This window comes from Rhizobium leucaenae USDA 9039 (genome assembly GCF_000426285.1).
Classification (GTDB): domain Bacteria; phylum Pseudomonadota; class Alphaproteobacteria; order Rhizobiales; family Rhizobiaceae; genus Rhizobium; species Rhizobium leucaenae.
The window spans coordinates 339,714-352,336 of record NZ_AUFB01000004.1 but is presented as its reverse complement, the minus strand read 5'-3'; the positions used below and the strand labels follow the sequence as shown (position 1 = coordinate 352,336).

The window sequence follows — 12,623 nt, the reverse complement described above, 5'->3', positions numbered from 1 at the left end:
CGGATGTCGCAGGGGAAATTGAACTTCTTGTGACAAGAAGTTAAGAATTTCCTTCGCGGGTGCAGCATGCCCGCTTTCGGCGTCGTGAGGGAGAGCGCATTGCCCATTTCCAAGATCCTGGTTGCCAACCGTTCCGAGATTGCCATTCGCGTGTTTCGCGCGGCCAATGAGCTCGGCATCAAAACAGTCGCCATCTGGGCCGAGGAAGACAAACTCGCGCTGCATCGCTTCAAGGCCGATGAAAGTTATCAGGTCGGGCGCGGTCCGCATCTTACCCGCGATCTCGGCCCGATCGAGAGCTATCTGTCGATCGATGAGATCATCCGCGTCGCCAAGCTGTCCGGCGCCGATGCCATCCATCCCGGCTATGGCCTGTTGTCGGAAAGCCCGGAATTCGTCGATGCCTGCGATGCCGCCGGCATCATCTTTATCGGTCCGCGCGCCGATACGATGCGCCAGCTCGGCAACAAGGTGGCAGCCCGCAATCTGGCGATTTCCGTCGGCGTGCCCGTCGTGCCGGCCACCGAGCCGCTGCCGGACGATATGGCCGAGGTTGCCAAGATGGCGGCTGAGATCGGCTATCCGGTGATGCTGAAGGCCTCCTGGGGCGGCGGCGGCCGCGGCATGCGCGTCATCCGCTCGGAGGCCGATCTCGCCAAGGAAGTGACGGAAGCCAAGCGCGAGGCGAAGGCGGCCTTCGGCAAGGACGAGGTCTATCTGGAAAAGCTGGTCGAACGCGCTCGCCATGTCGAAAGCCAGGTGCTGGGCGACACGCACGGCAATGTCGTGCATCTCTTCGAACGTGACTGTTCGGTGCAGCGCCGCAACCAGAAAGTCGTCGAGCGTGCGCCGGCACCTTATCTCACCGAAGCGCAGCGCCAGGAGCTCGCCGCCTATTCGCTGAAGATCGCCGGCGCGACGAATTATATCGGCGCCGGCACCGTCGAATATCTGATGGATGCAGATACCGGCAAATTCTACTTCATCGAAGTCAATCCGCGCATCCAGGTCGAGCATACGGTGACCGAAGTCGTCACCGGCATCGACATCGTCAAGGCGCAGATCCACATCCTCGACGGCTTTGCCATCGGTACGCCGGAATCGGGCGTTCCGAAGCAGGAAGACATCCGCCTCAACGGCCATGCCCTGCAGTGCCGCGTGACCACCGAGGATCCAGAGCATAATTTCATTCCCGATTACGGCCGCATCACCGCCTATCGCTCGGCCTCCGGCTTCGGTATCCGCCTCGATGGCGGCACCTCCTATTCCGGCGCCATCATCACCCGCTATTACGATCCGCTGCTCGTCAAGGTCACGGCCTGGGCGCCGAACCCGTCCGAAGCGATTGCCCGCATGGACCGGGCGCTGCGCGAATTCCGCATCCGCGGCGTCGCCACCAACCTGACCTTCCTCGAAGCGATCATCACGCATCCGAAGTTCAAGGATAACAGCTATACCACCCGCTTCATCGACACGACGCCGGAGCTGTTCCAGCAGGTCAAGCGCCAGGACCGCGCCACCAAGCTTTTGACCTATCTCGCTGATGTCACCGTCAACGGCCATCCGGAGGCCCGCGGCCGGCCGGCGCCGTCGCCGAAAGCGGCCGAACCGGTGCTGCCCTATATCGACGGCAAGGTTCCCGACGGCAGCAAGCAGCGCCTGGATCAGCTCGGCCCGCAGAAGTTCGCCGAGTGGATGCGCAACGAAAAGCGCGTGCTGATGACCGACACGACCATGCGCGACGGCCATCAGTCGCTGCTTGCCACCCGCATGCGCACCTTCGACATCGCCCGCGTCGCCGGCACCTATGCGCGCGCTCTGCCGCAACTGCTGTCGCTGGAATGCTGGGGCGGCGCCACTTTCGACGTCTCCATGCGTTTCCTCACCGAAGACCCGTGGGAGCGCCTGTCTTTGATCCGTGAGGGCGCGCCGAACCTGCTGTTGCAGATGCTGCTGCGCGGCGCCAACGGCGTCGGCTATACAAACTATCCCGACAATGTCGTCAAATATTTCGTCCGCCAGGCGGCCAAGGGCGGCATCGACCTCTTCCGCGTCTTCGACTGCCTGAACTGGGTCGAAAACATGCGCGTGTCGATGGATGCCATTGCCGAGGAGAACAAGCTGTGTGAAGCGGCGATCTGCTACACCGGCGATATCCTCAATTCCTCCCGCCCGAAATACGACCTGAAATATTATACCGATCTTGCCGTCGAGCTGGAAAAGGCCGGCGCCCATATCATCGCGCTGAAGGACATGGCCGGTCTTTTGAAGCCGGCTGCGGCTAAGGTGCTGTTCAAGGCACTGCGCGAGGCGACCGGCCTGCCGATCCACTTCCACACGCATGACACTTCGGGCATTGCAGCCGCAACGGTTCTCGCTGCTGTCGATGCCGGCGTCGATGCGGTCGATGCGGCGATGGATGCGCTCTCGGGCAATACCTCGCAGCCCTGCCTTGGCTCGATCGTCGAGGCGCTCAAAGGGTCCGAGCGCGATCCGGGCCTCGATCCGGAATGGATCCGCCGCATCTCCTTCTATTGGGAAGCCGTTCGCCACCAATATGCCGCCTTCGAAAGCGACCTCAAGGGACCGGCCTCGGAAGTCTACCTGCACGAAATGCCGGGCGGCCAGTTCACCAACCTCAAGGAGCAGGCCCGTTCGCTCGGCCTCGAGACCCGCTGGCACCAGGTGGCGCAGGCCTATGCCGATGCCAACCAGATGTTCGGCGATATCGTCAAGGTGACACCGTCCTCCAAGGTGGTCGGCGATATGGCGCTGATGATGGTCAGTCAGGACCTGACGGTTGCCGATGTCGAAAACCCGGCCAAGGACATTGCTTTCCCGGATTCGGTTGTTTCCATGCTGAAGGGCGATCTCGGCCAGCCGCCGTCCGGATGGCCGGCAGCGCTGCAGAAGAAGGCGCTGAAGGGCGACAAGCCTTATACGGTTCGCCCCGGCTCGCTGCTCACTGAGGCCGATCTCGATGCGGAACGCAAAGTCATCGAGACCAAGCTGGAGCGCAAGGTCGACGATTTCGAATTTGCCTCCTATCTCATGTATCCGAAGGTCTTCACCGACTATGCGCTCGCCGCCGATACCTACGGTCCCGTTTCGGTCTTGTCGACGCCCGCCTATTTCTACGGTCTCAAGGAAGGCGACGAGCTGTTTGCCGAGATCGAGAAGGGCAAGACCCTCGTCATCGTCAACCAGGCGATGACGGCCACCGATGAGAAGGGCATGGTCACCGTGTTCTTCGAGCTCAACGGCCAGCCGCGCCGCATCAAGGTGCCGGACCGTGCCCATGGTGCGTCCGGCAGCGCTGTCAGGCGCAAGGCCGAGGTCGGCAATGCCGCCCATGTCGGCGCGCCGATGCCGGGCGTCATCTCCACCGTCTTTGTCTCGACCGGCCAGGCGATCAAGGCCGGCGACGTGCTGGTCTCCATCGAAGCGATGAAGATGGAAACGGCGCTACATGCGGAGAAGGACGGCACGATCGCCGAAATCCTCGTGCGCGCCGGCGACCAGATCGACGCCAAGGACCTGCTGGTGGTTTACGGGGGGTGAAGCTTTGCCTTCTCCTCGTTCGAGGAGAAGGTGTTCGCCCATCGACAGGCTCAGCAGGGCGTATCAGGGGAGAGGACTCGGAGAAGTGCGAGGAGCGCCTTGGGCGATGAACGAAAGGCATTTATACCGGTAACGCCCCCTCACCCTGCGCGTTCCGCGTGACCCAAACCGGGGTTGAGCCACGGGTCTCAACCCGTCCTTCGGACCCCCGATGGGGCGAGGGTTTTTCCTCATATATCGTAGGTATGACCGGCATTCAGCGTCGAGATGAACTGCTTCGTGCGCTCCTGCGTCGGGGCGCCGAAGAGGGTGCGGGAGGGGCCGGTTTCGACGATGTTGCCGGCCTCGAGGAAGACGACGCTGGTGGCGATCTTGGAGGCGAGGCGCAGGTCGTGTGTTGCCATCACCATGGTCGTGCCTTCGTTAGCGAGCCGGCCGAGAACGTCGACGACTTCAGCGGCGAGTTCGGGGTCCAGCGCCGAGGTCGGTTCGTCGCAGAGGAGAACGCGGGGCGAGGGGGCAAGTGCACGGGCGATCGCCACGCGCTGCTGCTGCCCGCCCGATAGCGTCGAAGGCCAGGCGTCCATCTTGTGTGCCATGCCGACCTTGGTCAAAAGCTCGACGGCGCGGGCGCGCGCCCTTTCGGCCGGCCAGCGCAACACGGTCACCAGACCTTCCATGACGTTTTCGATCGCCGTCTGATGCGGAAAGAGCTGGAAATTCTGGAAGACCATGCCGGTCTGGCGGCGGATTTTCTGGATGTCCTGCCAGCCGATCTTCTTGCCCGGCTGAAAGGTGGTCGTTTCCTCGCCGATGCGGATCATGCCCGCGGTCGGGATTTCCAGAAGATTGATGCAGCGCAGCAGCGTGCTCTTGCCGCCGCCAGAAGGGCCGACCAGCGCCGTCACCGTACCTTCCGGAATGAGCAGGCTGATATCCCTCAGGATGACGTTGTCGCCAAAGCGTTTTTCAATGTGCGACAGCTCGATCATGCCTGCGCCTCCAGCGTGCCGCCATAACGCGCGAAACGACGTTCGAGGGAGACCTGCAGCGTCGACAGGAAAGAACTCATGACAAGATAGATCAGGGCCGCTTCGATATAGAGTATCAGCGGCTCATAGGTCGTCGCCACGATACGCTGCGCAGCCTGGAAGAGTTCCGGCACCGTGATTGCGGCGGCAAGCGACGTATCCTTGACCAGCGAGATGAAGGTGTTCGACAGCGGCGGCACGGCAACGCTCGCCGCCTGCGGCAGGATGGTGCGGTTCATCGCCTGCCGCCAGCTCATGCCGATGGAATAGGCCGCTTCCCACTGGCCCTTCGGCACCGAGGAGATCACGGCGCGGATGATCTCGGACGTATAGGCGCCGACGCTCAGCGTGAAGCCGATGACGGCAGCAGGGAAGGCATCGAGCAGAATGCCGAGGCTCGGCAGCCCGTAGAAGATGACGAAGAGCTGCACCAGCAGCGGCGTACCGCGGATCACCCAGACGTAGAAGCGCGCAATGGCAACAAGCGGGCGCGGGCCGAAAAGCCGCGTGACGGCGGTGAGCAGGCCGAGCAGCAAGCCAAGAACGAAGGTGATCAGGGTAAGCGGGATGGTGAAGACGAGCCCCGCCCAAAGCAGCGTGCCCAGAGACTCCCACCACAATTGCAACCAGTGCTGCACGAAAAAGCGGCCTTTCAATAAGAGAATGCGTCCGGAAAGGGTTCCGGACGCATTTTTTTCACAATTTGGCGTCTATGCCTATTACTTCGAAACGTCCTGGCGGAAGTATTTCTGCGAAATCTTGGCATAGGTGCCGTCGGCCTTGATATCGGCCAGCGCCTTGTTGATGGCGGCCTGCAGCTCCGGCTCGCCCTTGCGGATGATGGCGGCGGAATAATCGGCATTGGCCTGCTGGGCGACGATCTTCACCGGCGCATCCGGCTTGTGCTTCTTGAAATCGTAGAAGGACAGACTGTCATTGATGGTAGCATCGGCGCGACCGGTGAGCACGAGCTGGATCGACTGGTCGAAGCCATCCGTGCCGACGAGTTCGGCACCGGACTGGGTGGCGAGCTTGCCGAAATTGCTGGTCAGCGACTGAGCGGCCTTCTTGCCCTTGAGATCGGCGAAGTCCTTGATGTCGCTGTTGCTGTCCTTGACGATCAATACGGCCTTGGAGGCGATATAGGGATCGGAGAAGTCGTATTTCTGCTTGCGTGCGTCGGTGATGCCGACTTCGTTGATCACGGTGTCGTAGCGGTTGGCGTCGAGGCCGGCGATCAGGCCGTCCCACTTGCCTTCCAGAAACTGCGCCTTGACGCCGAGCTTGCCGGCGATCGCTTCGGCGATTTCGACATCGAAGCCGACGAGCTTGCCGCTTTCATCGTGGTAGGTGAAGGGAGCATAGGTGCCTTCCGTGCCGACCTTCAGGACACCGGCGGACTGGATCGCCTTCAAATTATCGCCGGCATGGGCGGGCAGCAGGAACGCAGCCTGGACGAGGGCGGCAGCGGCAACAGTCTTCAACCAGTTCATTGTTTTCTTCCGTTTCTTGGGCGGTTCAATCGATGACAAATACATTGCAGAAAACATAGGGCAGTGAAGCGTAGAAAACTGCAAAAGAAATCGGCAATTGCGAATATTTTTCTCAAAGAAGCCGAAGGTGTGGTTAGTCGTGCAGCCGGCGCAAGTTGTATCGATCACAGAAAGAGAAATGGCGACAAAAGTCAGCCCTCCCGAGGCCGCCGCCAGCTTGGAAATTAAGTGCCACCGCGTCGTTTCCGCGCTATAATGATCGGCTGCGATGTAGACAGAAAGGTAAAGCCAATGAACAGGCTAGCAATCGTTGCCTTGTCGCTCGCGACGGCGCTGACGAGCGTCCCGCCAGCCGAGGCGTTTCCCACCGTTGTCATCCCGAAAGTCGAGGCGACGCCCCAGGCGCAACCAGTAGACTACCATGGCGGCTATCATGGCGGTTATCATGGCGGCTACTACTACCATCACCATCACGGTGGCGGCGGCTGGGGTTGGGGGCTCGGCGGCCTTGCTGCCGGCGCGTTAATCGGCGGGCTACTGGCGCAGCCGAACTATTATGGCCCGGGCTACTACCCAGGCTATTATGGCCCGTCCTATTATGGCCCCAGCTATTATGGACCAGGCTATTATGGTCCGCGCTATTACGCACCACGGTATTACCGCCGCGCCTACTACGGCGGCAATTCGCATGTGCGCTGGTGCTATGCGCGTTATCGGTCCTACAGGGCCTATGACGACACGTTCCAGCCCTCTTACGGTCCGCGACGGCCCTGCGTCTCGCCATTCTAGTGACGGCGCAAAAGTATCTATAGGAATGGCTGCCGGTGGCGCATAGCTGCCGGTCCGCCGGGATCATGATTGCTGTCGAGCCGCCGCGCATGGCCGACACTGCATCGCGAGTCCAGCGACCGCTATCTGCTCACCTTAAACTGTTGCCACTCTCCCCTTCATCCGCTCGCTGACGATGATGATCAGGCCGGCGCTGAGGATGAAGGCTGCGCCGATGAAGGTGTTGGCCTTCGGAATGTCGCCCCAGATCAGAAAGCCGAGCAGGAAGGCTGTGATGAGCGAGGTATATTCGAACGGCGCCAGAACGGAGACCGGCGCCTGCCGCATGCCTTCGAAAAGGGCAAGCTGTCCTGCGCCGGCAATGAACCCCGTGCCGAAAAGCAGCAGCACCTGATAGGCGCTTGGCGTATGCCAATGCAGGATGGCCATAGTGGCGGTCAGGAGAATGAAGATGATGTTCGAGACGGCCATCTGGATATGGCTCTTCTCATGCAGTGCGGTCTTGCGCAGCAGCACCATGCCCGTCGCCCAGAGCACGGCGGCCTGCAGCGCCAGATAGACGGGCCAGGAGATCGACAGACCGACCGGATTGGAGGCGATCACCACGCCGCAGAAGCCGAGGCCTACCGCCATCCAGCGGACGAAAGTCACCTTCTCACGCAGGACGACGGTCGCAAGAATCGTGCCGACGACCGGAGCGGCATAATAGAGCGTCGTCACTTCGGCGAGCTGCAGGTAACGGGCGGCGGAATAATAGGAAGTCCAGGCGATCACCAGCAATATGCTGCGCACGATCATCGGTTTGATGATCGGCGAACGGCGAACCTTGCGTGCCAGCGACGGCCCCTCGAACAGGAAGCAGCCGGCAAGGATGGTGCAACTGCGCCAGAAGAGGATCTGCCAGACCGGGATGTCGGTGACGAGCAGTTTCACCACCGAATCATGGGCAGTGAACAGCATGTAGGCAATCACCGTGAGCAGGATGCCGTAGCTGATGGGGTTTTTCACGGAAGCACCAGGAGAATGGCTCGAAGCAGGCCGGTCGAAAACTCTTTTAAGGCTCAACCGATAGGAGCCTAGTTTTCCGCCGTCAATAGGCCATATGGGCAGGGTAGGCCGGGCGCAAAATATTATTTGCGGTTGTGACTTGCTTGCCTCCGTTTTAACAGACGGAGACGAAACGTGACCGATGTTCGTCTTTTCGGATGTTGAGATTTCAATCGATTTAAATATCCTGCGGCCACCGATTTGGGGGATTTCTTATGGATGATATGCCACGATCCGACAGTTTTCAGGCTCGCAGAAGCGGATTTTTCACAAAATCGCGCGCCGCCGTTTCCCTGCTGTTTTTGATGAACGGCTTCACCGTCGGCTGCTGGGCGCCGAAGATTCCGGAGTTCGCCGAGCGGCTGCAACTGACCAAATTCGAGCTCGGACTAATGATTCTCGTCTTCGGTCTGGGGTCGCTGGTGATGATGCCGATGGCAGGGGCGCAGATCGCCGGGCGCGGCTCGAAGATCGTCGTCAAGGCCTTTACCGTGCTGCTGCTGCCGATGCTGCTCGCCTTGACCGTCACTCAGAATGTCTGGACCGCTGCGATCGCCATCTTCCTGTTCGGGGGCTTCATCGGCGCCATGGACGTGGCGATGAACGCCAATGCGGTGTCGGTCGAGAAATCCATGCATCGGGCGATCATGTCGTCCTGTCATGCCTTCTGGAGCCTTGGCGGTCTCATCGGTTCGGCGATCGGCGGCTTTCTGATCTCGCGCTGGGGCGTGCTCGGCCATGCCGAAGGGTCCACGGCCCTTGCCGTTCTCTTCCTTGCCGTCGCCTGGCCGATGATCCTCGGCGACCAGCCGCATCCGGACGAGGCAAAGCCGAAAGCGCGGTTGCCGATGATCCCGCTTCCCTGGCTGCTCGGCATGATGGCGCTGTTCTGCATGGTCCCGGAAGGGGCGGTGCTCGATTGGAGCGCGCTCTATCTCGGTCAGGAAAAGGCGGCATCGGTGACGCTGTCGGGCTTCGGCTTCGCCGCTTTCTCGCTGACCATGGCAACCATGCGCTTTGCCGGCGATTTCGTCCGCGACCGGCTGGGCGCCGTCAAGACGCTGCGGGTCTGCACGGCCTTCGCGATCGTCGGCATGCTGCTTGCGGCGCTGGCGCCGAATGCGGAATTGGCCATTGTCGGCTTCGCGCTGTGCGGCATCGGCATTTCCAACATGGTGCCGATCGCCTTTTCGGCGGCCGGCAATATTCCGGGGCTGCAGCCGGGCATCGGCATCTCAGTCGTCACCACCATGGGCTATTCCGGCATGCTGGTCGCCCCGTCCGCGATCGGTTTCGCCGCCGAACATGTCGGCTTCTCGCCGGTTTTGATGGCGTTGCCGGTCCTGCTGCTCATCGTGCTGGCGCTGTCATCTCTGGCACGTTATGCCGATGGCATTGGCGGTGGCTCGCATTAATTTGGTCGCTTTCGGCTGCTATCGCCCATGCTTTCGCCTGAGCAAAAGTGATGCTTGGAGCGGTTGACAACGACCGCTCCGTGATCCACCTGAAAGGCACCCATTTCCCGAGGCTAACGAGAGCTCTCCATGTCGTCCGCCAGTGATTTCGATCCGAAACCGCGCCGTTCCTCCGTTGCCGTCGATGTCGGCGGCGTCATCGTCGGCGGCGGCGCGCCCGTGGTCGTGCAGTCCATGACCAATACCGACACCGCCGATGTCGATTCCACGGTGGCGCAGGTCGCGGCGCTCTATCGATCCGGTTCTGAGCTGGTGCGCATCACCGTCGATCGCGATGAAAGTGCCGCCGCCGTGCCGAAGATCCGCGAACGATTGCTGCGCCTCGGCATGGACGTGCCGCTGATCGGCGATTTCCACTATATCGGCCATAAGCTGCTCGCCGACCACCCGGCATGCGCTGAGGCGCTGGCGAAATACCGCATCAATCCCGGCAATGTCGGCTTCAAGGACAAGAAGGACAAGCAGTTCGCCGAAATCATCGAGATGGCGATCCGCTATGACAAGCCGGTGCGTATCGGCGTCAACTGGGGCTCGCTCGACCAGGACCTGTTGACCGCGCTGATGGACAAGAATGCTGCCGAGGGTTCGCCGCTGTCTGCCCGCGAGGTGACGCGCGAGACGATCGTGCAGTCGGCGCTGATATCGGCCGATCTTGCCGAGGAAATCGGCCTGCCGCGCAATCGCATCATTCTCTCGGCCAAGGTCAGCCAGGTGCAGGACCTGATCGCCGTCTATTCCATGCTTGCCGCCCGTTCCGATCATGCGCTGCATCTCGGCCTGACCGAGGCCGGCATGGGCAGCAAGGGCATCGTCGCCTCGTCGGCGGCCATGGGCTATGTGCTGCAGCACGGCATCGGCGACACGATCCGCGTTTCACTGACGCCGGAGCCGAATGGCGATCGCACCCGCGAAGTGCAGGTGGCGCAGGAGCTGCTGCAGGTCATGGGCTTCCGCCAGTTTATTCCCGTCGTCGCCGCTTGTCCTGGCTGCGGCCGCACGACCTCGACCGTGTTCCAGGAATTGGCGCAGAACATTCAGAACGATATTCGCAAGAACATGCCGGTCTGGCGTGAGAAATATCCGGGCGTCGAGGCGCTGAATGTCGCCGTCATGGGCTGCATCGTCAACGGCCCCGGCGAGAGCAAGCATGCCGATATCGGCATCTCGCTGCCCGGCACCGGCGAAACGCCTGCCGCCCCCGTCTTCATCGATGGCCAGAAGGCCATGACGCTACGCGGTCCGAATATCGCTTCGGACTTCGAAGCGCTGGTGACCGACTACATCGAGAAGCGTTTCGGCCAGAAGAGCGTCGCAGCGGAGTGATCCGCCGCCCAATCTCGCCTCAAATATTGCTCGTCAGCAGTTTGATGCCGGCGAAGCAATAGAAGCCGGCCATGGCACCTTCGATCCACCGGCGCGCATTTCTGTAAATCTTCAGGGCATGCGGCGTAGAGAACAGCGTCGCATAGCCCATGAACACGACAAAACCGGTTGAGCAGCAGACCGCGATGATCAGCATGGCGACGGAGGCCGGTGCGCCCTGCGGCATGCCGAGCGCGATGATGGCGAGCCAGGCGAAGATCGCTTTCGGATTGGTGACGTGGATGCCATAGCCGCGCAGGATCAGTGATTTGAAGCTGGGGCTTCTTGCTTCTTCTCTGGCGGCCGGCAAGTCGCCGCTCGCCCGCACCGCGCGAAATGCCTTGTAGGCGAGATAGAGCAGATAGAATCCACCAAAGATCTTCAAAATCTCCAACGCCATCGCATAGGTCTGCAACAGGGTGGCAAGCCCGGCTGCGGCAGCCGTCGCCCAGGTCAGCGAGCCGCCGAAGATGCCGAGCGAAATCGTCATGCCCGCCTTGCGGCCGTGAGTCATCGATGTTGCGATGATGGCCATGATCGCCGGTCCCGGACTGACGACGGCGATAAGATAGGCAACATAGGCCGGCAGAATCTGCGGCAGATAGGCAAGCGCCTCATGCATGGGGATAGTCCTGAAACTGCGGCCGGCGCGGGTTATTCCGCACTTGGGGCTGTTCTGGCGCGGGAACTTGTCACGAAACGCGCGAAAAATCATCCGGCCGAGTGGGAATTCTTGTCATGGTGACATTCGCCTCGCCTGACCCGGGGGGAGGGCGATTGCATGTGCGGCGGAATAGCACCGAAAGCTCCTTCTCCCCGCTGGGGAGAAGGACGGCGGCGCCCTCATCTTATATGAGATTGCCCTGTCCTGCGCGGGGAGGGTCAATTCCTGCGGCTCGCCACGAACCGGGCCGTCTCGATCAGCAAACTCGCCTTCTCTCCATAAGGAGACAACAGCTCCGAGGCTTCCATCACCAGGTGGGCAAGTGTGGTTTCGGCCCAGGCTCGGCCGTGCAGAGCGACCAGCGTGCCTTTGCCGCGGGCGGCGTCCTTGCCAGTGGCCTTGCCCATGGTTGTGGCATCCGCTGTCAGGTCGAGGAGATCGTCGGCGAGTTGGAAGGCGAGGCCAGTCTTTTCGCCGAAGGTGCGGAGCCGCTGGCGGTCTGCAGCCGGGGCGCCGGCAATGATGGCGCCGGCTTCGCAGGCAAAGCGGATCAGCGCACCGGTCTTCATCGCTTGCAGCATCGTGATGCCGCGCTCGTCCGGGGTCTCTTTTTCGGCAGCGAGATCGAGGGCCTGGCCGCCGGCCATGCCGCCGATGCCGGCGGCGCGCGACAGCGCCAGTACGAGTTCGATCTTTCGGTCTGGCGGCAGCTCGGTTTCCGGCGCGGCGATGATGTCGAAGGCGTAGGTCAGCAGGCTGTCACCGGCGAGGATCGCCGTTGCATAGTCGAAGGCGATATGCACCGTCGGCTGGCCGCGGCGCAGGTCGTCGTCATCCATGGCCGGCAGGTCGTCATGCACCAGCGAATAACAGTGCACACATTCGAGCGCTGCGCCGATGCGGAGCGCGGCGTCGCCGTTGCCGCCGAGAAGCGCTGCCGTCTCCATCACGAGAAACGGTCTCAGCCGCTTGCCGCCGTTCAGCACGCCATGCCGCATCGCTTCGAGCAGGCGCCTGGGGCGAGTAATTTCGCCGCTGAGGCCGGCATCGGTAAGAAGCTGGCCGAGGGCAGCCTCGACCTTGCCGGCATTGTCCCTGAGGCGGTGTTCGAAGGAGGAATTGGTGCTGTCCATGGCCGCTGTTTGGCATGAGTACTGGTTGCTGGCAACGAGAATTGTCAACAGCCGGTGTCGGAATCACG

At 61.6% G+C, this 12,623-nt stretch carries 10 protein-coding genes; 4 read left to right on the top strand and 6 right to left on the bottom strand.

The genetic code is table 11. The annotated features are described in order from the left end of the window. Positions 1-99 precede the first annotated feature (99 nt). Positions 100-3,561, top strand: a complete 3,462-nt coding sequence (gene pyc, locus K290_RS0108720; protein WP_028751560.1) for a pyruvate carboxylase — start codon at positions 100-102, stop codon at positions 3,559-3,561. A 230-nt stretch (positions 3,562-3,791) separates the two neighbouring features. On the opposite strand, the gene K290_RS0108715 is transcribed toward pyc, so the two are convergent. From K290_RS0108715 to K290_RS0108705, 3 genes are all read right to left on the bottom strand, one after another. After that, on the bottom strand, positions 3,792-4,553 hold the full coding sequence (locus tag K290_RS0108715) for an amino acid ABC transporter ATP-binding protein (protein ID WP_028751559.1): 762 nt from the start codon (positions 4,551-4,553) through the stop codon (positions 3,792-3,794). Further along, positions 4,550-5,230, bottom strand: coding sequence for an amino acid ABC transporter permease (locus K290_RS0108710; protein WP_028751558.1), 681 nt, complete (start codon positions 5,228-5,230; stop codon positions 4,550-4,552). The genes K290_RS0108715 and K290_RS0108710 overlap by 4 nt, the downstream gene beginning before the upstream one ends. An 81-nt stretch (positions 5,231-5,311) precedes the next feature. Further along, a complete protein-coding gene (locus tag K290_RS0108705; RefSeq protein WP_028751557.1) occupies positions 5,312-6,085 on the bottom strand; it encodes an amino acid ABC transporter substrate-binding protein in 774 nt (257 codons plus the stop codon). 291 nt (positions 6,086-6,376) lie between these two features. Between K290_RS0108705 and K290_RS0108700 the strand changes: the two genes are divergently transcribed. Continuing rightward, entirely contained in the window at positions 6,377-6,874 is a 498-nt protein-coding gene (locus K290_RS0108700; RefSeq protein WP_028751556.1) for a BA14K family protein, read from the top strand. Between the two features lie 135 nt (positions 6,875-7,009). Here K290_RS0108700 and K290_RS0108695 read toward each other — a convergent pair whose 3' ends face one another. After that, positions 7,010-7,882 carry a DMT family transporter gene (locus K290_RS0108695; RefSeq protein WP_028751555.1) on the bottom strand — a complete coding sequence of 291 codons (873 nt, stop codon included), beginning with the start codon at positions 7,880-7,882 and terminating at the stop codon, positions 7,010-7,012. Between the two features lie 254 nt (positions 7,883-8,136). Between K290_RS0108695 and K290_RS0108690 the strand changes: the two genes are divergently transcribed. Together K290_RS0108690 and ispG are read left to right on the top strand one after the other, a co-directional pair. Next, positions 8,137-9,336 carry an MFS transporter gene (locus tag K290_RS0108690; RefSeq protein ID WP_037135121.1) on the top strand — a complete coding sequence of 400 codons (1,200 nt, stop codon included), beginning with the start codon at positions 8,137-8,139 and terminating at the stop codon, positions 9,334-9,336. Positions 9,337-9,465: 129 nt separating this feature from the next. After that, positions 9,466-10,719 (top strand): flavodoxin-dependent (E)-4-hydroxy-3-methylbut-2-enyl-diphosphate synthase, encoded by a 1,254-nt coding sequence (ispG, locus tag K290_RS0108685; protein WP_028751553.1) that lies wholly within the window; start codon positions 9,466-9,468, stop codon positions 10,717-10,719. A gap of 19 nt (positions 10,720-10,738) precedes the next feature. On the opposite strand, the gene K290_RS0108680 is transcribed toward ispG, so the two are convergent. Then, positions 10,739-11,380: a LysE family translocator gene (locus K290_RS0108680; RefSeq protein ID WP_028751552.1), complete on the bottom strand. Its 642-nt coding sequence runs from the start codon at positions 11,378-11,380 to the stop codon at positions 10,739-10,741. Positions 11,381-11,640: 260 nt separating this feature from the next. Next, on the bottom strand, positions 11,641-12,555 hold the full coding sequence (locus tag K290_RS0108675; protein WP_028751551.1) for a polyprenyl synthetase family protein: 915 nt from the start codon (positions 12,553-12,555) through the stop codon (positions 11,641-11,643). Between the last annotated feature and the right edge of the window lie 68 nt (positions 12,556-12,623).

Excerpts from the sequence above, each read along its gene's own strand:
- K290_RS0108715 (WP_028751559.1), bottom strand. The coding sequence starts at position 4,553 with ATGATCGAGCTGTCGCACATTGAAAAACGCTTTGGCGACAACGTCATC.
- K290_RS0108705 (WP_028751557.1), bottom strand. The coding sequence starts at position 6,085 with ATGAACTGGTTGAAGACTGTTGCCGCTGCCGCCCTCGTCCAGGCTGCG.
- K290_RS0108700 (WP_028751556.1), top strand. The coding sequence starts at position 6,377 with ATGAACAGGCTAGCAATCGTTGCCTTGTCGCTCGCGACGGCGCTGACG.
- K290_RS0108690 (WP_037135121.1), top strand. The coding sequence starts at position 8,137 with ATGGATGATATGCCACGATCCGACAGTTTTCAGGCTCGCAGAAGCGGA.
- ispG (WP_028751553.1), top strand. The coding sequence starts at position 9,466 with ATGTCGTCCGCCAGTGATTTCGATCCGAAACCGCGCCGTTCCTCCGTT.
- K290_RS0108680 (WP_028751552.1), bottom strand. The coding sequence starts at position 11,380 with ATGCATGAGGCGCTTGCCTATCTGCCGCAGATTCTGCCGGCCTATGTT.
- K290_RS0108675 (WP_028751551.1), bottom strand. The coding sequence starts at position 12,555 with ATGGACAGCACCAATTCCTCCTTCGAACACCGCCTCAGGGACAATGCC.